We start from the raw sequence: 19,836 nt of genomic DNA, 5'->3' as shown, positions 1-19,836 counted from the left end.
CCAGAAGTACCGAGCCGCTTTCCCGCCAGCTTCGGTCAACCCCGGCAAGCAACGTTTCTAGAAATATGGCTTCGGGCGGAGCAGGCATAAGTCATATTCCGAATTGCAAGAGAGAACGCGATGATAGGACACTTCAACTCACTCGGCCAGCCTCGCGGCGTCATATTCGACCTCTTCTTCACATTGCTCAAGGAGGACTTCACCGGGCCTTTCTATCGTACGATGGCTAGGGACCTCGGCATTGATGCAGGCACGTTTTTGGCCGCATTCCGGTCTCTTTCCAGGTCGTCTATGCTAGGAGAAATATCAAGTATGGAAGAACGCGTTTGGAAGACAACTCGAATATGCGAGTTGGAGCGAGACCGCGATGTGGTGGGCGAGGTCGTCGCACGTAATATCGAATTGTTTTACGGTGCTATTGAGGTTTATAACGACTCCGCTTCGGCTCTCCTTCGGTTACGCAAAGGCGGCATCGCGACAGGAATTGCAAGTAATGCGTCGGCGCATTCTAAAGCGGTATTAGGGCGGAGTGGCCTCGGCGAGCTCGTCACAGCCAGCGTCCTCTCCTACGAGGTCCGATGCATGAAGCCGGAACCTGCGATTTATGAGCATATTTGTAAGATGATAGGCGTTGCTCCGGCGAATTGCATTTTCGTGGGAGATGGTGGGGACCGCGAATTAGAAGGTGCCCGTGCGCTAGGCATGAAAACCATACTGATCGATAGGGACCTGTCGCACACCGATGCTGCGAGGCCCTTCGCCGATTTATGCGTACGCAGTGTCGCCGAGGCTGTCGACGCCTTGCTCTGAAACCAAGATTTTGGCTGCCGCGCGCTGCGGTTACATGAGTCTGATAAAACGTATAGAAAACGGTATAGCCTCAGCGCTCAGTTCTTAATGCGGCTTGTCGCAATTTTTTGAAGCGTGAGAAGCTGTTAACCAAACTCAGGCCGCTCGCTGCCCCAATCCGTCGGCCAATCGCAACCTCGAAACTATTAGTGTCGTGACAAGCGAAGCGACCGCTTCTCGGAAGAGTGTTATTGTTACTAAAGACAATGCGCGAAGCGGCCGTAGCGCTTGTGCTCTTGATGGGATTCGAACCTACCACCCGTTAGCTGAATAAAGCTAACACGATGAATTTTCTTAGCTGCGGGCAGCGGCTCGTTGTCAGCGGAACGGTTGATGAGGTGACCCGGACCATCAGATTTCCGTTGTGAGAGAGCTTACAAGGCACGAGCGACCTCTGCAGCTTGATAGTCACATGAGTGTGCATGCCTTCTTCGCTATGTGATTGACAACGGGCTTCTCCTCAAAACAGCGAGGAAGTTATGCTTACTCCATAGGCCTTCGGGGCCACCCCACCGCTTTCAGAAACGCGGCGCCGACCCGAAACAGGTAAGGCATATCGTAGGACACGTCGTCGCGGCAGATAAGCACGCCCAATTTTGCTAGACGGTCAGCCAGGTCTGGTTCTTTCCCAAAAAGCAGCTTTTCGGGAAGAGCCAATCATCACCGGAGGAAGAGTGACCAAAAACTTCAGCGAGATGTGTGCCAACACTACTTATGGTCATTGGTTGATTTGGCCCTCTTCACCGAGGCTTGAAATATCGAACGGCTCGTAGAAGCGCGCCGGAGTCCACTCGGAGAAATGTAGGGAGTGGCTTGAACTGCGGGCACCACGTATCCGAACCCAAGGATCAGCAAGCTCCTCCTGCGAAAATCGGTCTGGGATCTCCATCTCGAAGGGGGTTCGATCGATCTGGAACCCAGCTTTGCCATAAGACGCAAGCTTATAGCCGTTTGCGAAGACATGTATTTTGGCGAGCTTTTCCGCTAGGGAAGCATTTAGAAAATGGATGAACCATGCATCATTGAGATCGTATAGCCGTAGGCGAGGCTGAAAACGAAAAAAACCATGATCATGGCTGTAGATGGCAACGATTTTGTTGACCTTCTGAGCACCCACGCTGCTCGATGCTCCTCGAAACTCCCACTTCTCGTCATCTTCCTCGCGGCCAGCGGCCTCGTGAGCTTCGAGGTCCAACATATGCTCCCATTGAGGTCCGCACATGCCAGCCTGGATACCCACTTCCTTTGGTCGATGTCGCTCTTCGCGATAGCGGTCAGCATCGTCACTTCGCCCAAAAAGGATTCCGAATATCTTGTGTTTCGGCTCGGCTAGCTGAAAGCTGCAGAAGGCTCGAAAGTGACCTATTTCCTCGGGCTCATACTCACGGTCCAGCTCATAGTGAATGGAGATGTTGCTGAGGACGTCGTCCGCTTCTTGCAGAAAGAGCACGCGTTTCAATGTCCTTTCAAGTCGCTGAAAACCGGTAGAGATCACCGATTGTATGTCGTCGCCCCAGCGCGAAAAGAAACTGGCTTGTTCTGCCTCCGACAAGGGGATGTCCAGGTATTGAATGCGCGCGGCAAGCCCATCAATATCGTCGAGCGCCAAGCGCATTCGCTCGCGGTCATAGATGTCGCAGGCTGCAAAACCCTTGGACTTCGCAAAATCAATAAGGTCCCGCTCTTCCGTTACGGTGAGGTCAATATTAGTAAAAAAGACGAAGAATTCTGGGGGGTTATCATCGCCTTTTGCGAAACGAGCTGATTTCGCATCAGCTTTGAATTTTTTAGCAATGTCGCGCTTCTGATCCGGAGCATCGTTTGCGCCAATCATAAAACCTATGGCGCCGGCGACTTTTTGACAATTGTCGAAGACAGCATCAATATCCCAGCCGCCGTCCCTGCCTCCATGTGGGTGACGGGGGCGCACATTGGAAAACCGTTTATCGAGTTTCAAAAGGGCAAGGCACAGCCGCTCGCGTGAAAGCTGGTTTGTATCGAGATAACTCTTGAGCCGCGCTTCGGTTTCGTATGTCATGCCAGACCATTGTTGCGACGATATGAAGATCAATCGGTTGCTTGAATACTTGCTAGGGAGGTGAACGGCCCTCGTATCGAACGGATCAGGACCAGCGACCCCTTACCAGTATGGACTATGTGGAGATAGTTCGGATGCTTGTCAGTTTGAAATTGCCCGGCAATTCATCCGATAACGTTTAACGGCTGAATAAGGCCCATTCGATCAGCGACAAACTTCATTGATTGCTAAAGCTAAGCTGTTGCTGTTCCAATTGACCATAGTATTTGCTTGTTGCTCAAGCTCAACAGGCGTTCTTTGTTGGCTGCGACGGCGAATGCCGATGATCGGCTTCGGGTAGGCAAAAGCGTTCAACGCGATATCAATTTCCGCCTGGATCCAGAATCGCTCGGTAACATACATACCCGCCGGGACGATAACGCAGCTCGCTTGGCGTATCTGTTCTTTCAGCTTGCCCTTCAACACGGAAACGCGAACAGCTTCATTCGGAGCTACGATCGGCTCATTTCGAGGAACGCTGTAATCGCGGTAGGAAAACCAGGGCAGATTCTGCGATGCAGTGTCGAGCAATCGGATGACGCCTTCATAGCGCTCGCTGTAACTCCAGGCATGGCTGATGAAAACATCGTATGTCATATTTATTGAAGTCCCAACGTTAAACCCTCGCCATTTGATACACGCTTGACGCGATCTCTCGAAGTTACATTGTTCGAAATCCACAAGTATTGTTTACAATATCCGACCCCTCCAATCTCAATTCTGTATTTGAGGAAAATGTTGAAGCAATGGGATCAGCTACGGTTCATGCGTCAAACCAGAGGGAGCCCTCCGATTGTCTCGGAAAGGTGGGATTGAATGTGCGGAGCACGCCATCGGCCAAACAGCTATACGCTGACCTGAGATGCTCAAAGATAACCAGCGGCTGTTAGTTTCTGTCTTTGAACCCATACGCACGGGGCTCTATGCGTGTTGTTGCCTTGCCACCCACTGTGTATGTTCCCTAGAAAATGCTTGCTCGCTCTCCACAACGAATTGTGAGAAATCCACCTCAGCCTTCACTTCCCCGAGCTTACCTCGAATAATGCCGATTTCATGGGCAGTAAGTGTGTATGAAGAAGCTAGCTCGTTGAATTTTTTGACTTGCATCCACCCCAAGATCGACGATGCGATCACGATTATCGGCTCAATCGGCAAGAACTCGAATGCCGGCGCAGTGAGCCTGACCAAGCTCAGGAAAATCGCAAGTGCGTAGGCGATCACGCTCGCTCCAACCCAAAGCCTGCTCGCCCTTCTGTTGGCAGCTGCCTTATCCGCGTACCATTGGCGCTGCTCCGAAATCCGATAAGTATCGTAGTACTGGATTCTATCTTCGAGGCGTAGGGCTCTCACATCCTCCATGGATTGGGTGATCTGGTCCGCGGCCGCCTGATCTGGAGGCATCCGGTCACCTATCAGTCTATTCGCAGACAAAATCTCAGTTAGATACGTTCGGAATTCCGCTCGTCTTACCGCGAGATTGTCAGCATCACCGAAAGGCTCGCCACGCATGCAATACTTCCATGATGACGTCTTGATCGACTCGGCGAGCGCGCGTCCACGATACCATCCCTGCTCAGGCTTAAGTAGGCTGCGGATCATCATAACGACGAGCGATACGATCAAGGCCAACGCCGGTACTATGAAGTAAACCGGTGTCGTATAAAAATTCATTGACGATACAGCCGAGATAAACAAGAGACCGTATTCCGCTCTGATAAGCCACAGAAACGTGCTTTGGGAGCCGGACGACATCTGATTTGCAGTGGCGTACAGCGCGGGGTACTTAAATTGTGTGGTCGTCATGGTCGGTATATTCCCATCTGTCTTTCGCTGCCTGTCTTCGTAATCTAGTCTCGACCAAGTCTCAAAAATTCCTTTGCCCTACCCCCGTATAAACATGTACCGGGCCAGTGGAAGGTGGAGAGATTTTCAGTCGTATCAGACAGTCTTTTGATCTGCCGCTGCCCGCAGTTCAGCGATGATGGCCGCGATCCAAACGCGCTCCTCGGCCTTCTCCGGCAAGGCATCGGCTAACATCTGAATATTATCTGCGGTAGTTTCTGGCTCCCAAGGTTCCCGGACCCGAGGTATCAAATCGGAGAGGTGTTCTTCGCTCAGAACCTGATTGTGGGTTAGCACCGCCAATTCGAGCAGTGTCGCATGATCCCAGTAGTCGGGGGTGCCAGATGCTATTTTCCTCCTCACAGCATACTCGACTACCGATTCCAGCTCAGACAGTCGGGGATCGTTCTGATCAAGAATATAGATCAAGGTCAATGCGTTGATGCCAGGGTACGCATCGCGCCAATCCGCTTCAAAGCCCTTCGTGTACGCTTCGATTGCCTGTTTCAAATGTCCTTTAGCCTTTAATGGCTTGTTTTCGTCGCGGGCTCTCTTCCACCGATCCTTATAGACGCGCCCCAATATTCCATATGTCTCGCTGCTCGCCCCTCGTTGCTCGATTAGGTTGAGAAGAATTTCCTCGGCCTGCTCGCCGTTTCCTGCTCGGTTTAGCGCAAACGCGTACTGCTCCCTTATCAGGATCGTATTTTGGAGTGGCGCATCGATTTTGTCGAAAATCCTTACCATGTCGGGCCAAGCTTTCACTCCGCGATAGGAAAGAAATAGATCGACAATTACTCCTGCCTCCTCGTCGTCGAGCGCACCCAACGTGAGTTCCACCGAGTAAATCGCGTCCCGACCAAACTTCCTCGCTTCAGCTAGCTTCTTTTTAAGTTCAGCTGCGTAGGCAACCTGATCTCGAAAGACATCCGTTTTTTCATGAGCGATGTCAGGATATCCATCCAATAACTGAAATAGTGGACTGTCTTTTTCCTGGTTTTTCTTCGCTGCTTTTATTTTTTCAACCAAGGTCTTGACGGCAACCTCGGCGTTCGCTGGACCACCCCTACCGCTTACCGGGTACGGCATTGCTCGCAGTGGAGCGACATCAAAGGGCAATCGGCCCTGCCCTTCCGCGTAAAGAAGAACGGTGGTCCGCGGTTTCGCGGCATGCCGGACCCCGAGCTCGTAAAACACATTGGCGTTTGCTGTTGTCAGATCAGCAACCGCAAAGTCACATAGAACGAGACGCTCGAACATGGGCTTATGGATTATCCCCCCTGCCTGCTCTTCGTCCGCTCTGATCGGCTCAAGGCCGGCCTGCTCTACTGCTGGTTTGATCAAGTCTCTGTACACCGCATCGAAGTCGATCGGTTTCTCGCCGCCGGCGGATTTCTTACCAAACGGCATCAGAACGAAACACAAAGGTTTATGTACCACTTTGACATCCCCTTGAGGCTAAGCAACTGAACTGCCATGGCATGCCAACTTGCTCGCATTTAATCAAAAAATGATTCTCAGCCGTGCTATCTGGTAGTAGTGATACAGGAAATATCAACCGCGAAATGCAATCAAGCATTGAGATTGATGGAGATCGACGGACATGCTTGTTGCTGGCGGACTTTACCGCGAAGTCTGTGAGACGCCACCTTGGAACAGAGAGTTCGGGTCTGGGGTCAGAGCAGCGGCGGTCATCGGCAAGCTGTCGCCGGGCACGAGATTTCACACCTACAGTTCGTCGAAGGGTGGCGAGGCAATCGACTACCTTGAGCGTCTGGGAGTCAATGTCGTTTGCCAGCAAAGTTCCACCGACATTGTATTCTCGTATTTTCATCCGTTGTCGAATCCATTGATCATGCCCACTGCTGTGCAAGCAGAGGCACCGCTGATCGTCCGTGGTGAATGCGTTTTGAGGTTTGGCTTATTGGAGGGCTCAGCGATCGTCAGCGCCGAAAGGGCAGTTTACGACCCTCAAGGGGCCGGTGCTGTGGAGCCTTTTGAGGCAAATGGTTCAAAGGCGAGGGAGTTAGCTATCGTTCTCAACGAAGGAGAGCTTTTGCGATATAGCGGGGGGTCGGACATCCAAGCAGCCTGTGAAACACTGCTTGATCAACGTCGCGCCAGCGTCATCGTAGTTAAACGCGGCGTGCGAGGGGCACTCGTCGTGGAGCCAGGTCGGAAAAGCACCATTCCGCCCCATTGGTCCGAGCGAGTTTTCAAAATCGGGACAGGCGATGTGTTCAGCGCGGTTTTCGCGCATACATGGGCCGAGATGAAGATACCGGCGTCGACTTCTGCGGAAATCGCCTCAAAAGCGGTTTCTTTTTATTGCGATGCCCCCGAGTGTCCCTTGCCCCTGTTGGAGACCATTGTGAGGCGTCCTATCACTGGCGTCGTGCCTAGTAGCGTAACCTTGCGCGGGTCCGTGGAGACACTAGGAAGGCGTTATTCTTTGGAAGAAGCAAGACATTGCCTGCAAACGCTTGGTATGGCGGTGGAAGCTGTTGACTTAGGGGATTTGCCCTCGGAAAAATCCGATCGCCCAAAAACCCTCCTAATTCTGTCTGACGGGCTAACTCTCGAAGAAACTCAAGCCATTGCCTGCGAGTATATAGGAGCAGATCGGGTTGTCATTTTGGACGAAGAAAAACGGTTCGCGCCTTGGGGAGATGTCATGGTTAAAGATGATTTCACCACTGCCATGTATGTTGCCGCATGGCCTATTGAAACGTCATGACAACAATTTTCAATTGTGTGTATGTGTGGCAATGTCACCTTTAAGCGAGTCGGGGGAACGCTCGTAATGGCGGATGTTTATGTCATCCATTCAAGCACAGATAACTCCACCACAGGTAAAATTGTTGAGTTATTACGCGGAAAGTGGGATGTTTGGTGGGACTACAATCTGGTCGGCTCCTATTCTGAAGCAATAGAGCACGAGATTGCTAAGGCAAAATGTGTAGTCGTCGTTTGGTCAAGCGATGCAAACGAAAGTAAGCCCGTTCGTGAAGAAGTTCACCTCGCCGATAGGCACGGAATCCAGATAATTCCAATATTTCTGGACGGGACGGAGATGATGTACCCGTTTGTGAGCAGAAGCGGCGTCGGTTTCGTTGGATGGAACGACCTGGATTCTCATCCCAGCTTTGAACAGTTGATTGCAAAGATCGCGAACGTGGTCTCGCCGAAGATTGTCACGACGCCACAGCATCCTTCACCAATACCGCTATCGTGGCCAAGCCTCTTCATGTCCGTCTCATCGCACGAGACACAATTGGTGCCACAGGATGCAGTGAAGGCACTGAGATTGTTCGAGGCGTCGGCGATATTGGTATCTGCATACGACCTGCTTCCCATCAGACGTCCAAAGGGGATAATCCAGGAACTAAGGCAGGTGCACGACGACGGTGGATTTATTCTTATCGACTCCGGAAATTACGAGGCGACAAGGCGAGGCGACGATAGCTGGACTTCCGGGAAGTTCGCTGAAGCCATGAGAGACGTTCCCCATGACTGGGCATATTGCTTCGACGTCATGACGCCCAAGGTGAACCCCAAGGCGGCAATAGAAAGTGTCGTTAAGGCAGTAACACGAGACCGGGTCGCAGCCACTCAAAACATCCTGCCGATCGTCCATGCCCCGAAAGAGTCTTTGAGCGGTTACAATGTCAAGGACCTGCCGCACATCGTTCGGGAAGTCGCTTATTCGCTTTCCGCTCCTCTCATCGCGGTAGCTGAACGAGAATTGGGGTCGGGTCTCATAGAGCGGGCCAAGACAGTTAAGCGGATCAGGCAAGAACTTCGCAAGCTTCCATATTACCAACCGTTGCACGTGCTTGGCACGGGAAACCCTTGGAGCATCGCGCTTTTGGCCGCCGCCGGCGCCGATAGTTTCGATGGTCTTGAGTGGTGCCGAATGGTTGTTGATCAACAGACCCATCGGTTGCATCACTTTCAGCATTTTGATTTTTTCAAATATCAAATGAGTTTCGCGGAATCTCAGGTGACTCTTGATGCATTCGACGACGGGAAGATTGAGTACGCGGGTAGAGTTGCATTGCATAACCTCGACTATTTCCGACAATTCAACGACAAGCTGACGCACGCACTGAAAACCAACCAGATGGAAAGCATGCTCGTAGAAATTATTGGCCCGGCTAGCGTCAAGCAAATCAAAGACGCTATTCCGGATCTGTTCGAATGAGTTCCGTTCGCGAGCGCTTGGAGCGTGCAGTTGTCACGATTTATTCCGATGTCGAGGAGAGGGCTTTTTCAGTACCCGTGGCGACTGAAGAACGGCTCCTCTGGAAGGAATTCTCTTGCTGTGTCCTCAGCAGCCAAGTGCCCTATCCTCTGGCGGTCGCGGCAGCCGATGCGATTGACCGCGAGGACGTTCTTCTTAGCGATCCCTCGGATGAAACCGAGGAGCGACTGGTGTCGATTCTAAGTGCTCCGCTCAACGTTGACGGATCATTCCGGCGCTACCGATTTCCCGCTTCCCGGGGACGCCAACTTGCCGCCGCGAGAATAGCGATATCGGACCACACTGGAACCTTGGGGAACTTGCTCAAGACAAATCAGGATCCTGTTAGCTTAAGACTATGGTTCGTCAAAAACACGCTTGGGATGGGCCCTAAACAAGCCAGCATGTTCTTGCGCAATTGCGGGATCAGCTACGACCTTGCCGTCCTCGATCGGCATGTGCTCGAGTTTATGACGCGAATGGGCCTCTGCTCGGATACGCAGAGCTCCATATCGACGATGCCCGCATATTATAAAAGAGAAACCACCCTGCGATATTATGCCAACAATCTCGGTGCGGCGGTGGGGCTGATCGACTGGGCAATATGGATCGTGATGCGAATGTTCAACAAAACCGAGACTGGGAATTTCTAATATGAGCGTAGTCACATTGGTCTCTGGAGGTCTCGATTCCACGTTAGTGGCCTATTTGGCGATCGAGGAGGGGCTGAAAATCCATCCACTGTTTGTGAATTATGGTCAGCGGTCTCTCGATAGAGAGTTAGCCGCTTGCAAAATCAGTATGAAGAAGCTGGGTCTACTGGAACAACTCGAAATTGCGGATCTTTCGGGGTTCGGACGGCTGATAAAATCCGGCTTAACTGATACCTCCAAGCACGTCGTGGATGACGCTTTCACACCGGGCCGGAATATGTTGTTTTTGCTAACTGCGGCCGCATACGCCTATCAGGTCAATGCCGACGCGGTTTCAATTGGTCTGCTGCATGAGGAAACGAGCCTTTTCCCTGATCAAACGTCTGGTTTCTTGCATGACGCCGAAGCTCTAATCACTCGTGTAATGGGTCGCTCGATCAAAGTGCTTGCGCCCTTGGCGGCCTTCCACAAAGATGAAGTGATACAGCTCGCGACAGAAAAAGGCATCGGCGGCACCTACTCGTGCCATCTCGGCCAAGAGGAACCATGCGGAGACTGCATTGCGTGCAACGAATTTAAGATCAAGGAGGTTTGAGATGGGAGGGGGAAGCAGTGGAAGTTGGAGTAGGCTTGGCGATATTCGCTCCCTCGAACAAAAGGCGAAGGCAGCTCTCCAGGAGGGTAAGCGAAACGTCTTTATAAGCTTCGCGACCGAGGACATGAACGAAGTAAATCTGCTTCGGGCTCACGCTAAGAACGAAAATAGCGATATCGAATTTAACGATCACTCAGTCCGAGAACCTTACGACAGCGAGCGAGCTGCTTATATCAAGCAGAAAATCACGGAGCGGATCAATCGGTCTTCGGTGACGGTCGTCTACCTATCGAACAATACTGCACAGAGCCAATGGGTTCAGTGGGAGGTGGAAAAAAGCATCAGTCTCGGCAAAAAGGTCATTGCGGTGCATCCCGAAGGTAAGGCGCCTGCACAATCGCCACGATGGATCAGCGAGAATCAGATCAAAACCGTGCTATGGAGAAATCTGTCAAACGAACTCAAATAGAGGGTTTGGGCCATGACCAAGTGTGGACTTTTCCACGCGCAAACCGATGCGAAGCGTTTCCGCGGAAGATGACTGGGCTTTGCAATCCGCCGCTTTTTAGTATTGGATTGAAAACGCGCATAGGCCCAACCTACTGTGAGCTTCAAGCGAGTGCGTTTTGGTGTCTATTACGCTCGGTTAGGGCTTGCGGCTTAGCTCATCTTCTTGAGATGCCGCCGCCTCGCATCGGTCTTTCGCCGGCGCCCACTGAGGGACGTCTGTGAGATAGTCCTCCAGATTGTGGCCATCGATCTTGGCAGTCTCGATAATGGTCAGGATGTTTTGCGCTACCGCCCCCAAGCCTTCCCACCGCGGAAGACATAGTCCATCGCTTTAGCCACCTTCTGCTTTTGTGACGGCGTCAAAGCGTGCCTTCGATCCAGACACTCAGTCCTGCCAAAGTGGGCGTTGCAAGTTGCTGGCGCATGCTGCAGATACAGCCCCGTCATAGACGACTGCATAATTTCCTACTGCGGCAATACACAACACTATGCATGAATTGGATGTTTCTAATTAATTCTTGTTGACGTGCCTCACTACAAGACCCCCCACGCCCGAAACCTCCCCCTCCCCGTCATCTCGCGCAGGCCCAGCTCCAAAACAATCCGCCGCGCCGCCTGCGGAGTGACGTCGAGCCTCTTCGCCACCATCCCGGCCGACACCAGCGGCTTTGCCATCACCAGCTCGACCAGTTCCGGCAGTTTTGACGAGGCCCGGCGTCCGTCCAGCTTTCGCTCCATCAGCGTTCGAGCCAGGGCCAGCCTGTCATGCTCTTTCAGACCTAGCTCGGCGGCCGCGATCAGGCCGTGAGCAATGGCGAGCAACCGGGTCTCCCGATCACGATGCCGGCGCCGATCGACGGGAATGGTTTTCAGGCCGAGATTGATGGCGGCAAGATGCGCACCTGACGTGACACCGGCCTGGCGCAGGATCGCGGCGGCAAACAGCCGGCCAAGCCAGGGCGCGTGCTGAAGGACGGAAAGCTCGTTCCAGGCATCAAGGGCGACGACCGCCTGAAGAACCGCCGGCAAGTTTTCGGCTTGCCGCAATACGGCGCGCCATTCCTCCAGCCGGGCATCCTCGTCCCAGTCGAGATCATAGACAAGAGTGTCCCGCTCGCGGCTGTCGACCGCAAGCCAGTCGGGGCGCTTTGCCTGTTCGATTGCAGCGTCAGATCGCGCAAGCAGCGCGTCGATTGCCGCGAGATCGACGCCGGGAAGCCCTTCGGCTTCATCGATTTCTTTCCCCTCCCCTTCCGGAATTTTTCCCACCGCCGCGGACCGTATGACGCCGGCCTGCTCCGCAGCCTCAGTGCCGGGTGAGGCGATCTCCGATGTCTGCAGAAGCGAGCGAATGCCTTCCGGCGACAGTGCCCAATCTGGTGTTTGGCCAGAAATCCGTCGGCGGGTTTTTAAAACGTCACGGGCGATGGTGAGTTCGTGGGTCGGTGTACGGATGTCACGGGTGGCGTCATGCAGGACGAGGTCCTCGAGATGCACCAATTCGCCGTCGATCCACAGCGAAGCGCAGGCGTCGGCAAAGTTTTGGCGTTCGATCCAGCCCTGCCCTACGAGTGAACGGGCAATGCGCTCGTCGAGACGGGTCAGGGCGACGGTCGCGTCGAAAGCCGGTCGCATAAAGGCATTCATGCTGATTTTTGAAACATCGTAAGCCATTGAAATCATGGTAAACGATTTGCTAAACAAACTCTATAGCAATATTCCGGTTCGCTACATGGTATGATTGTCGGTTGGGTTTTAAACCATCGATAAGTACCAATTATCGATGGTAGTTGATTTCGCGGCGCAAATCGAGGAAAATCGGGGCAAATCACGGTGCCAGCGGCCGCCGAAACCCGCGATTCTGGAGCCTATCGTGCCTAAAACGAAGACATCACACACGTCCGTCGAGTGGCGCGCCGAAGAGCTCGATACCATCGCGTCCGTTTTGCCGCTCGAACGCCGCGACGAGCTTGCCGAGCTGTTGACCGATGATGACATCGAGACGCTGCGGCATCTCGTTAATCAGGGCATGGGCGACAATACGCTAAGGGCCCTGACGTCTGATCTTGCCTACCTGGAGGCCTGGGGTCTCGCTGCCACCGGACAGTCCCTGCCCTGGCCGGCGCCCGAGGCGTTGCTGCTCAAATTCGTAGCCCATCATCTGTGGGATCCGGAAAAGCGCGCAAGTGACCCCAACCACGGCATGCCCGATGATGTCGACAAAAATCTAAGGCGTCAGGGTTTCCTGAAATCCGTTGGCCCGCACGCGCCATCGACGGTGCGCCGGCGGCTGGCCAACTGGTCGACGCTGACCAGGTGGCGCGGCCTCAATGGCGCCTTCGCCTCCCCTGCCCTCAAGTCCGCCATCCGCCTCGCTGCGCGCGCCGCCCCGCGGACGCGGCGCCGTAAAAGCGCAAAAGCGGTCACAGGCGACGTGCTGGCAAAGCTGCTGGCGACCTGCGCGTCAGACAGCCTGCGTGATCTACGCGACAAGGCAATGTTGATGGTCGCCTTTGCCTCAGGCGGTCGCAGGCGCAGCGAAATCGCCGGGCTTCGTGTGGAGCAGCTGACTGTCGAGCCGCCGATCGAGATCCCGGACGGCGCTCCTCTCCCCTCTCTTGCCATTCATCTTGGGCGGACGAAAACCACGAGTGGCGAGCAGGATGATATCGTCTATCTCACCGGACGGCCGGTGGACGCGCTGAATGTCTGGATGGCGGCCGCAAGAATCGACGAGGGAAGCCTGTTTCGCGGGATCGGAAGATGGGGAACGGTCTCGCGCCGGGCGCTCGATCCGCAGTCGGTCAATGCGATCCTCAAACAGCGCGCGGAAATGGCTGGACTGGATCCTGGGGAGTTTTCGGCACATGGGCTGCGGTCGGGCTATCTGACTGAAGCCGCCAATCGTGGTGTACCCCTTCCCGAAGCGATGGAACAGTCAAGACATCGGTCGGTGCAGCAGGCATCAAGTTATTATAACAACGCGGTTCGTCGGACGGGCCAGGCTGCTCGCATTTTGTAATTGCTCTTTTCCGCAACGCGCCGTTTCAATAAAGGCATCGAATTTGGGATTAGAGGATTGAGCACAACTAAAGTTAATCTCCAACGCTTTTGTCGGTTGCAACTTTACGGTTTGCCCACGCATCGCGTTTAGTTTCGATCGTCTTAATTGCCGGCTTCAAAGTTAGCTCACGCCACCGATCATCCAGCCTGGAATCGTCTACAAAGTGTTTGAGAATATCGAGCACGTCTGTCTCAATTACATCATGGGCTGTACGTCCATATTGATGGCCACGCAGGAAGTGAAATAAATCCCTCAGGCAATGCGTTGCCTCCTTGTGATCCCCATCCTTCAATGCATTGTCGATGTAGGCTCTAACAACCCACCATGCAGCATTCATTTGGCGTATTGCAATTTCATCTCTGCGTAGTGTAGCCGGGCTCATAATGTTGCTTATACGGCTTTTCAGGCAAAGGACCGGATGCATCACTGCCACCTCGACGGTCGAAGCGTCGTCGTTTCGAAGCCGGATCGTCGACACACCGTTTCGAAACTCTTCGCGCTTGATACCGATTATTCCGTGAAGGAAGTCGACGATGATCAGTCGACCGTTAATATTGGCCTCCACGATCGCGGTGCTTGGCGAATTCATGCTATCTTTGCTGGGCGTCCTAACGGTGCCCCCAATTGCTAACGCTAATTTCTCTGCTGCCTGAACACCGCCGTAATAGTCGATGTCTTTACTTGTGAATGGCTTGTATTTTTCGAGTTCTGGCTGCAACGTCTCGAAAAATCCAGCCCAAAGGAACGTAGCCTGGCCACCAACGATAAACGCCTCATCGTCAACGGTAAGGTTTGACACAATCTTGATAACTTCGTCGGGGAGTAGAAACTCGTTATAGGCAGTCATGCCAGTTGCATGCGGACCCTGCGTTGCCCGATGCTCATCTGCGCCGGCTTGAATGCCGAGAACATACCGTTTTGCTGGGAGAGCTTAGCAGCTTCACCATCGCTCTTGAGAAGACGTGCGGAATCGAGATCGCGGTCCTGCTGCTTTTCACGGCGGCGCTGATCAACATCGAAATGAACGCGATCTAAATACATTTCTCTTCTCTTCGCACAAGTTTCTATGATGCGCTCGCTTCATGTACGTGGTCTCGTTGACCATCCGCACGTTAACTCCCAATTGATAACACAATATCCCATTGACATGCAAATTGTTCCGGGACGCCGCGATTTTCTAGGTCGCCCACTTTTTGGTAACGCGTCACTATGCTGCCAGTTGCGCAACGCATCCGTCCCCATATAAGCTACTGTGCCACAGATTGCGATAAAAGCATTTGAACGCATGCCAACCGGCTGGTCTGTACAAAACACCATATAAGAACCAAAAAACCGATTGCAAAACGTCAATCCGCCGATCCGCCACCCGCTCCTAAGCACCTCATTGTTACGCCCGGGTTTCGACCGACGATCAGGTGTATGATGCACAGATGGACGAGCTGCGTGCCGCCGGCTGAGAGCGGATTTTTCAGGAGCACTGATCGGGCGCATCCCGAGTCCGCCCGGTTCTTACGAGACTGCTTGGCGAGCTCGCAGCCGGCGACGTGCTGGTCGTCGTCCGGTTGGATCGCCTCGCCCGATCGGTCGGCCATCTTCTGCAAGTGATCGAAGATCTCGAAGAGCGCGGTGTCCATTTGCGGTCGATCCGCGATCCGATCGATACGTCCACACCACAGGGCATGTTTTCTCTCCAAGTCCTTGGTGCCTTCGCCCAGCTCGAGCGAGCGTTGATTGCCGAACGAACTGGAGCCGGCATCAAGGCCGCAAAAGCCCGTAGCAAGCTGCCCGGCAACCCAGAACTTCGCGCGCGACGTCCAGAAGCGATCAAGGGGTCTCGAAGGCTCGTGAAAAACTCTATCTCGACGAGCTGATCTCCTCTGCCCAGACCTAGCTCCCGACTGTTCGGCAACTTCGCCCAAAGCATAGCTGGGACAATGTCGTGCGCGTCCTCAATCGCAAAGTCCATGACTGGACCGTGGAAAGGTTACGCCGCGCCGTACATCGGATGGTCCGCGAGAAGCTGGCCGAGCCTGACCTATTGGTCCGCTCTCCGCGCCCCGCGCCCCGCGCCAGAAGATCACCTCATGAAGCTCGTCGCAGCTATTGCCATTGCCGATCCCGGCCTGTCGCTGCGCGACATTGCCAGCCAGTGTCTTTTACAACAATGGAAGCTGCCGCTTTCGGAGGTATCGCGCCCAGTTGAACTTCTTTCAGATCATTCTCTCGGCCCAGAACCGCAAATCCGTCTGGAAAAATTGCCCCACCGGACTCCTTTGCTGCCTCAATTAGGTCTGCACCAAACTCAGGAATATTTTCCAACATCCGGCCTTCAGGTTCTTCCGCCTCGAGATAGGCAAAAACCTTCTGGGCGGTTTCTAGGTCGATCGCCAGTCCATTGAACCAATGAGACCATGTCCCCTCAAAGACAACCTTCCCATGACGATCGGTCACGATTGCCTCAGCATCAACTTCTTCGCCAAGAATCCACGTGCGTCCGAGCCAGTCAACCGTCGAGAAGGTTTGCTCGGATGGATTCCACAGGCGAGAACGTGCGGCCTCGCCGATCTCGGGACCAAAAAGAAGTGTAATCACACCGCAATAGCTGCCGAACCGAACGCCGGTCGGGTCAGAGCCCTCCTCTGGGTCTGGACCATCGGGATCTTCTGGATCCGGTAGCGCCGTGTGATGGACAAACATCTCCGCTCGCTTCAACGATGTCATCCAGCTACCGACCGAATACCCATGCGAAGCAATCCAACTGCCGATTTTGCGACCGAGATAGGGTTCAACTTGGCCCTTATAGCCATCTGCAACCCGTTCGTTGAAAGCTCCCTTTGACGTGCCTTTAGTGGCCTTCGATTCTGCAAGTGCTACGTACAGGTCATTGGTTCGGCTGAAGATGAAGTCTGGCGATCGCCCAGTCGGCTTTTTTCCGTGTGCGTCGTGGCTCTCGAAATGATCGACCCACCGGTAACCATCGCGCACCATTTGAAGGTAGGCTATCCCATCACCGACCAACCCTGTCATCGCCTTCCGTACATAGTCTTTCAAATCGCGCGCGGAATTTAGCAGCGCAAAACGATCATTGGTGTCATCGACGTGCTGAGCAATCAAATGCTTGCAAAAAGCAACCTGGGCCCTCGCTGCTCGTTGGTCCATTCGCGCGCGACTGGAGCATTGAGCCATAGCTCCGAAAAGCTCTGCCGGCGTAAAGGACAATTCCGTACTGCCAGGAGCCCGGCCACGGATGAGACGAGACGGGCCTGCCGGATGTGCGCTCACTTGTTCAACATTTAAAAGCTTGCGCTTCGCTTTCCACATCGAATTGCTCTCCCAACATTGCTTGCCAGGCAAGAGCCCGCGCGAAAACATCAGATGTTACGGTCAAAACCCCACATAATTGGCTGTGAGGATCTGATCCATTGCATTATCAACGACGACAAACCATTGAATCGTATCAGAAATCAACCAAAAAAAACGGCTGACAATTTTTCAAATCGGGCGTCGCATGGGCCGCCGGACGTTCCTACTGCCCTGGATTAGCTAAGCCCGAACCTCAGCCGACGCGACGTGTGGTCTCTCCGTTGACCTTAAGCAGCGCAATCAGCATAGGCCCCAACGAAAATTGCCCACGCTCCGAGCGCTTCGTCAGATCGCGCAGATACCCGCCGGCCGAGTTTATGAAGTTCGATCGCTCGAGAATGCACGCCATGGCCACAGCAGCATTTTCTGGCCCCATCGCATTGCAGGCCTCCTCATAGGCTGACGGGCTGACACCCAACATGGAGCGGACCACCACGGCCGCAGTCATCAACTCGCGCCAATGTGCAATACCGCCGTCCGGCCCATAGTCGACAATCTGCGGGCAAGCTCGAAGAACCATTCCTAGCGGGAACGTTTTGATCTGTTCGAGCTTTGCCTTTGTCTCTCCAGGCGGCACACTCGTTGCGTGAGGCTCTTCCGGCGCGCTTTCGCCCTGCTCTTCTCTGGAGCGAGGTTCAAGTTCATTTATAGATTCGGTATTTGAATTCTGTATGTGGCGGTCACCTAGCATGGCATTGCCGTGCATATTTTCAGTTTCTGACTGCATTTCCAGCAGGTTGAGGACTTCTGCGCGCAGGAGCTCCATCTCATCGAGTGTTGCTTCGATCTGTTTTCTGTCCGGATAGCGGGGATGCCGCCCGAGAATGCCAATATATATCGTTTCAACATGCGCCCAATTGCCGGGAGCGCCTTCCTCAATTGCGGCTGTAATCAGCTTCCGAACATCTCGACGGCAGATCGTGAGTGCTTCCTTCGCTCGGCGAAAGCGCATACGCTCCGCGGCCACGTCTTGAGCCAGCAAGGCAAGCTCGGCGGCACGCGCAACCAGCGGGCTCAGATCGAAGCCGTAAGCCTGCTCGATTTCACCGTCTCGACTGCGATGTGCGTATCGTTTCCCGTTCGGACTATCACGACGCTGGATAAGTCCTGCCTCCACGAGTGCGCCGAGCTGGCGGCGCAGCGTACTTTCCGTGATCCCATGAGCGCGGACGGATAGCTGCGCATTGGATGGAAATACAACAAGCCCGTTTTCAGCGTCGAGCTGTGCATCGGGGTAAAATGTCAAAAGGGCATCGAGAACGGCAAGCGCTCTGTCTTGCAAACCGAAGCGCTCCCTCGTCTCGCACACATCGCGAAATACTTTCCACTTTTCGACACGCGTGCCTGGTGTTGATGCCGCGACCGCCAATTGCCCTTTCACCAAGGCAAGCGTCGCCGGTCGCCGCCCAAAGGGCGTCGTTACCTGTCCCGTCTGCATCTCTCTCTCACCTTCCGTTAGGCAAAAGAAATCCGCTCACCAAATCGGTGCCAAGACTCTTGACTGTGATTCCGGGAAATGCGATTCTCAATCCTGCGAGAGATATGAGAGAGGCTTCCACGGTTTACCGTTTGGGGGCCTTTTTCTTTTGCGGTTTAGTCTCCGTTGTTTTCCTGCTTCGATCCTCTGTACTCGTCGTACAAACGATCCATGTGGGCTGATAGCCACTCGCTGAAGGGCTTCGCTTCGATATTCGAAAGCTCGATCGCAACCTTCTTCGATTTGGCATTCATCACGAAATTCAGTGAGCTGTCGCTCGACGTCCAATCCTTCTCGGACGCACTGACCTTTGGCTTCTTTGCAGCCGATTTGGCCTTGTAGCGCTTCAGATAGTCATGAAGTTCATCGAACCGCTTGTCTTCAGTCAGCTCAACGAAGCCCGCCGTTTCGACATGCTCCGTGGCAACCTTCAGGAGGGCAGGAGCAAGAAGCAATTGACGGAGGCTAAGCCACCGGTCGCGCCCGATCTTCTTGGAGGCCCCGAGCATCTTGAGGATCGAAGCCGGGACGACCTCCACGACACCGAGCATTTTCGAAAGCATCGCCTCATCGATCGCGAGCGACGACCGAACCACATCCTTCGTCATTCCAGACGCAAGCAGGTTCTGTGCGAAGTACGCACGCTCTATGAACGACAGGTTGGAGCGTGCGGAATTTTCCTGCCCCTGGGCAATAGCGGACGTGATGTCATCCAGCTTCTTGACAACTGCCTTGACCGGAATTCCAAGCTCTTTGGCGACTTTGAGACGGCGGTGACCGAAGACGACCATGAAGCGTTGACTATCCGACGAACTGGGTCGAACCAGAATCGGTGTCGTCTGGCTGGACGACGCGATCGCCTGCTTGAGCTCCTGGTATTCCTCGCCGTCGTCGGAAAGGCGATCGGCGACAAAGGAAACGTCAATCAACCGCGGATCCAGATCCACGATCACCTCGCCTTCCATCAGCTTCTTTGTGTTCTCCGCCAAGTCCTCAATGGAGCGAACGACAGTCTTCGCTGCCCCCGTCATGCCGTAGCCAGGCTTTGTCGGCGTCTGGTTAGACGCGATGGAAGCCATGTCCAGTTTCGAAAAAGGATTTTCACGCGCCATAGCCGGCCTCCAAACTCGATTTCAACGACGACAAGGGATTGATACGCTTCA

Annotated in this window: 17 protein-coding genes and 1 pseudogene; 8 read left to right on the top strand and 10 right to left on the bottom strand. The window is 53.9% G+C overall.

Going from position 1 to position 19,836, the window contains the following annotated elements; all coding sequences use genetic code 11:
• Positions 1-120: 120 nt before the first annotated feature.
• A complete protein-coding gene (locus JZX89_RS26315) occupies positions 121-810 on the top strand; it encodes an HAD family hydrolase (protein WP_207135858.1) in 690 nt (229 codons plus the stop codon).
• Positions 811-1,567: 757 nt separating this feature from the next.
• Here JZX89_RS26315 and JZX89_RS26310 read toward each other — a convergent pair.
• The 4 genes from JZX89_RS26310 to JZX89_RS26295 all read right to left on the bottom strand — a co-directional run bounded on the left by JZX89_RS26310 (position 1,568) and on the right by JZX89_RS26295 (position 6,208).
• The gene (locus JZX89_RS26310) at positions 1,568-2,887 is read right to left on the bottom strand and encodes a hypothetical protein (protein ID WP_207135857.1); all 1,320 of its coding nucleotides are present in this window, start codon (positions 2,885-2,887) and stop codon (positions 1,568-1,570) included.
• Between the two features lie 204 nt (positions 2,888-3,091).
• Positions 3,092-3,523 carry a TIR domain-containing protein gene (locus JZX89_RS26305; protein ID WP_207135856.1) on the bottom strand — a complete coding sequence of 144 codons (432 nt, stop codon included), beginning with the start codon at positions 3,521-3,523 and terminating at the stop codon, positions 3,092-3,094.
• 324 nt (positions 3,524-3,847) lie between these two features.
• Positions 3,848-4,729, bottom strand: a complete 882-nt coding sequence (locus JZX89_RS26300) for a DUF4231 domain-containing protein (protein WP_207135855.1) — start codon at positions 4,727-4,729, stop codon at positions 3,848-3,850.
• A 135-nt stretch (positions 4,730-4,864) separates the two neighbouring features.
• Positions 4,865-6,208, bottom strand: a complete 1,344-nt coding sequence (locus tag JZX89_RS26295) for a TRAFs-binding domain-containing protein (protein ID WP_207135854.1) — start codon at positions 6,206-6,208, stop codon at positions 4,865-4,867.
• 163 nt (positions 6,209-6,371) lie between these two features.
• Between JZX89_RS26295 and JZX89_RS26290 the strand changes: the two genes are divergently transcribed.
• The 5 genes from JZX89_RS26290 to JZX89_RS26270 all read left to right on the top strand — a co-directional run bounded on the left by JZX89_RS26290 (position 6,372) and on the right by JZX89_RS26270 (position 10,728).
• Positions 6,372-7,505 (top strand): carbohydrate kinase family protein, encoded by a 1,134-nt coding sequence (locus tag JZX89_RS26290; protein WP_207135853.1) that lies wholly within the window; start codon positions 6,372-6,374, stop codon positions 7,503-7,505.
• Positions 7,506-7,571: 66 nt separating this feature from the next.
• A complete protein-coding gene (locus JZX89_RS26285) occupies positions 7,572-8,972 on the top strand; it encodes a toll/interleukin-1 receptor domain-containing protein (protein ID WP_207135852.1) in 1,401 nt (466 codons plus the stop codon).
• Entirely contained in the window at positions 8,969-9,664 is a 696-nt protein-coding gene (locus tag JZX89_RS26280) for an 8-oxoguanine DNA glycosylase (protein WP_207135851.1), read from the top strand. Before JZX89_RS26285 ends, JZX89_RS26280 begins: the two co-directional genes overlap by 4 nt.
• A 1-nt stretch (position 9,665) precedes the next feature.
• The gene (locus JZX89_RS26275) at positions 9,666-10,259 is read left to right on the top strand and encodes a 7-cyano-7-deazaguanine synthase (protein WP_207135850.1); all 594 of its coding nucleotides are present in this window, start codon (positions 9,666-9,668) and stop codon (positions 10,257-10,259) included.
• A gap of 1 nt (position 10,260) precedes the next feature.
• A complete protein-coding gene (locus JZX89_RS26270) occupies positions 10,261-10,728 on the top strand; it encodes a TIR domain-containing protein (protein WP_207135849.1) in 468 nt (155 codons plus the stop codon).
• A gap of 575 nt (positions 10,729-11,303) precedes the next feature.
• Here JZX89_RS26270 and JZX89_RS26265 read toward each other — a convergent pair.
• Positions 11,304-12,452: an RHE_PE00001 family protein gene (locus JZX89_RS26265; protein WP_207135848.1), complete on the bottom strand. Its 1,149-nt coding sequence runs from the start codon at positions 12,450-12,452 to the stop codon at positions 11,304-11,306.
• A 190-nt stretch (positions 12,453-12,642) separates the two neighbouring features.
• Here JZX89_RS26265 and JZX89_RS26260 point away from each other — a divergent pair, with 190 nt between their 5' ends.
• Positions 12,643-13,791: a site-specific integrase gene (locus JZX89_RS26260; RefSeq protein WP_207135847.1), complete on the top strand. Its 1,149-nt coding sequence runs from the start codon at positions 12,643-12,645 to the stop codon at positions 13,789-13,791.
• Positions 13,792-13,864: 73 nt separating this feature from the next.
• On the opposite strand, the gene JZX89_RS26255 is transcribed toward JZX89_RS26260, so the two are convergent.
• Positions 13,865-14,680 (bottom strand): hypothetical protein, encoded by an 816-nt coding sequence (locus JZX89_RS26255; protein WP_207135846.1) that lies wholly within the window; start codon positions 14,678-14,680, stop codon positions 13,865-13,867.
• A complete protein-coding gene (locus tag JZX89_RS26250) occupies positions 14,677-14,874 on the bottom strand; it encodes a hypothetical protein (protein ID WP_207135845.1) in 198 nt (65 codons plus the stop codon). The genes JZX89_RS26255 and JZX89_RS26250 overlap by 4 nt, the downstream gene beginning before the upstream one ends.
• A gap of 294 nt (positions 14,875-15,168) precedes the next feature.
• Here JZX89_RS26250 and JZX89_RS26245 point away from each other — a divergent pair.
• Positions 15,169-15,983, top strand: a pseudogene (locus tag JZX89_RS26245) (recombinase family protein); the annotation flags it as partial.
• On the opposite strand, the gene JZX89_RS26240 reads toward JZX89_RS26245, so the two are convergent.
• From JZX89_RS26240 to repB, 3 genes are all read right to left on the bottom strand, one after another.
• Positions 15,934-17,154, bottom strand: a complete 1,221-nt coding sequence (locus JZX89_RS26240; RefSeq protein WP_246746807.1) for a hypothetical protein — start codon at positions 17,152-17,154, stop codon at positions 15,934-15,936. The pseudogene JZX89_RS26245 and the gene JZX89_RS26240 sit on opposite strands and share 50 nt — an antisense overlap.
• 235 nt (positions 17,155-17,389) lie before the next feature.
• On the bottom strand, positions 17,390-18,634 hold the full coding sequence (gene repC / locus JZX89_RS26235) for a plasmid replication protein RepC (RefSeq protein ID WP_207135844.1): 1,245 nt from the start codon (positions 18,632-18,634) through the stop codon (positions 17,390-17,392).
• Between the two features lie 155 nt (positions 18,635-18,789).
• Positions 18,790-19,785: a plasmid partitioning protein RepB gene (gene repB / locus JZX89_RS26230; protein WP_207135843.1), complete on the bottom strand. Its 996-nt coding sequence runs from the start codon at positions 19,783-19,785 to the stop codon at positions 18,790-18,792.
• Positions 19,786-19,836: the final 51 nt, after the last annotated feature.

Origin of the sequence: Agrobacterium burrii (genome assembly GCF_017313405.1) — a bacterium.
In the GTDB taxonomy this organism is placed as follows: Bacteria; Pseudomonadota; Alphaproteobacteria; order Rhizobiales; family Rhizobiaceae; genus Agrobacterium; species Agrobacterium burrii.
Note: the sequence above shows the minus strand (reverse complement) of the source record. Positions and strands in the feature narration are given on the sequence as shown.

Excerpts from the sequence above, each read along its gene's own strand:
- repB (WP_207135843.1), bottom strand. The coding sequence starts at position 19,785 with ATGGCGCGTGAAAATCCTTTTTCGAAACTGGACATGGCTTCCATCGCG.
- JZX89_RS26300 (WP_207135855.1), bottom strand. The coding sequence starts at position 4,729 with ATGACGACCACACAATTTAAGTACCCCGCGCTGTACGCCACTGCAAAT.
- JZX89_RS26280 (WP_207135851.1), top strand. The coding sequence starts at position 8,969 with ATGAGTTCCGTTCGCGAGCGCTTGGAGCGTGCAGTTGTCACGATTTAT.
- JZX89_RS26310 (WP_207135857.1), bottom strand. The coding sequence starts at position 2,887 with ATGACATACGAAACCGAAGCGCGGCTCAAGAGTTATCTCGATACAAAC.
- JZX89_RS26250 (WP_207135845.1), bottom strand. The coding sequence starts at position 14,874 with ATGTATTTAGATCGCGTTCATTTCGATGTTGATCAGCGCCGCCGTGAA.
- JZX89_RS26305 (WP_207135856.1), bottom strand. The coding sequence starts at position 3,523 with ATGACATACGATGTTTTCATCAGCCATGCCTGGAGTTACAGCGAGCGC.
- repC (WP_207135844.1), bottom strand. The coding sequence starts at position 18,634 with ATGCAGACGGGACAGGTAACGACGCCCTTTGGGCGGCGACCGGCGACG.
- JZX89_RS26270 (WP_207135849.1), top strand. The coding sequence starts at position 10,261 with ATGGGAGGGGGAAGCAGTGGAAGTTGGAGTAGGCTTGGCGATATTCGC.
- JZX89_RS26255 (WP_207135846.1), bottom strand. The coding sequence starts at position 14,680 with ATGACTGCCTATAACGAGTTTCTACTCCCCGACGAAGTTATCAAGATT.
- JZX89_RS26285 (WP_207135852.1), top strand. The coding sequence starts at position 7,572 with ATGGCGGATGTTTATGTCATCCATTCAAGCACAGATAACTCCACCACA.
- JZX89_RS26265 (WP_207135848.1), bottom strand. The coding sequence starts at position 12,452 with ATGATTTCAATGGCTTACGATGTTTCAAAAATCAGCATGAATGCCTTT.
- JZX89_RS26240 (WP_246746807.1), bottom strand. The coding sequence starts at position 17,154 with ATGTGGAAAGCGAAGCGCAAGCTTTTAAATGTTGAACAAGTGAGCGCA.
- JZX89_RS26290 (WP_207135853.1), top strand. The coding sequence starts at position 6,372 with ATGCTTGTTGCTGGCGGACTTTACCGCGAAGTCTGTGAGACGCCACCT.
- JZX89_RS26275 (WP_207135850.1), top strand. The coding sequence starts at position 9,666 with ATGAGCGTAGTCACATTGGTCTCTGGAGGTCTCGATTCCACGTTAGTG.
- JZX89_RS26315 (WP_207135858.1), top strand. The coding sequence starts at position 121 with ATGATAGGACACTTCAACTCACTCGGCCAGCCTCGCGGCGTCATATTC.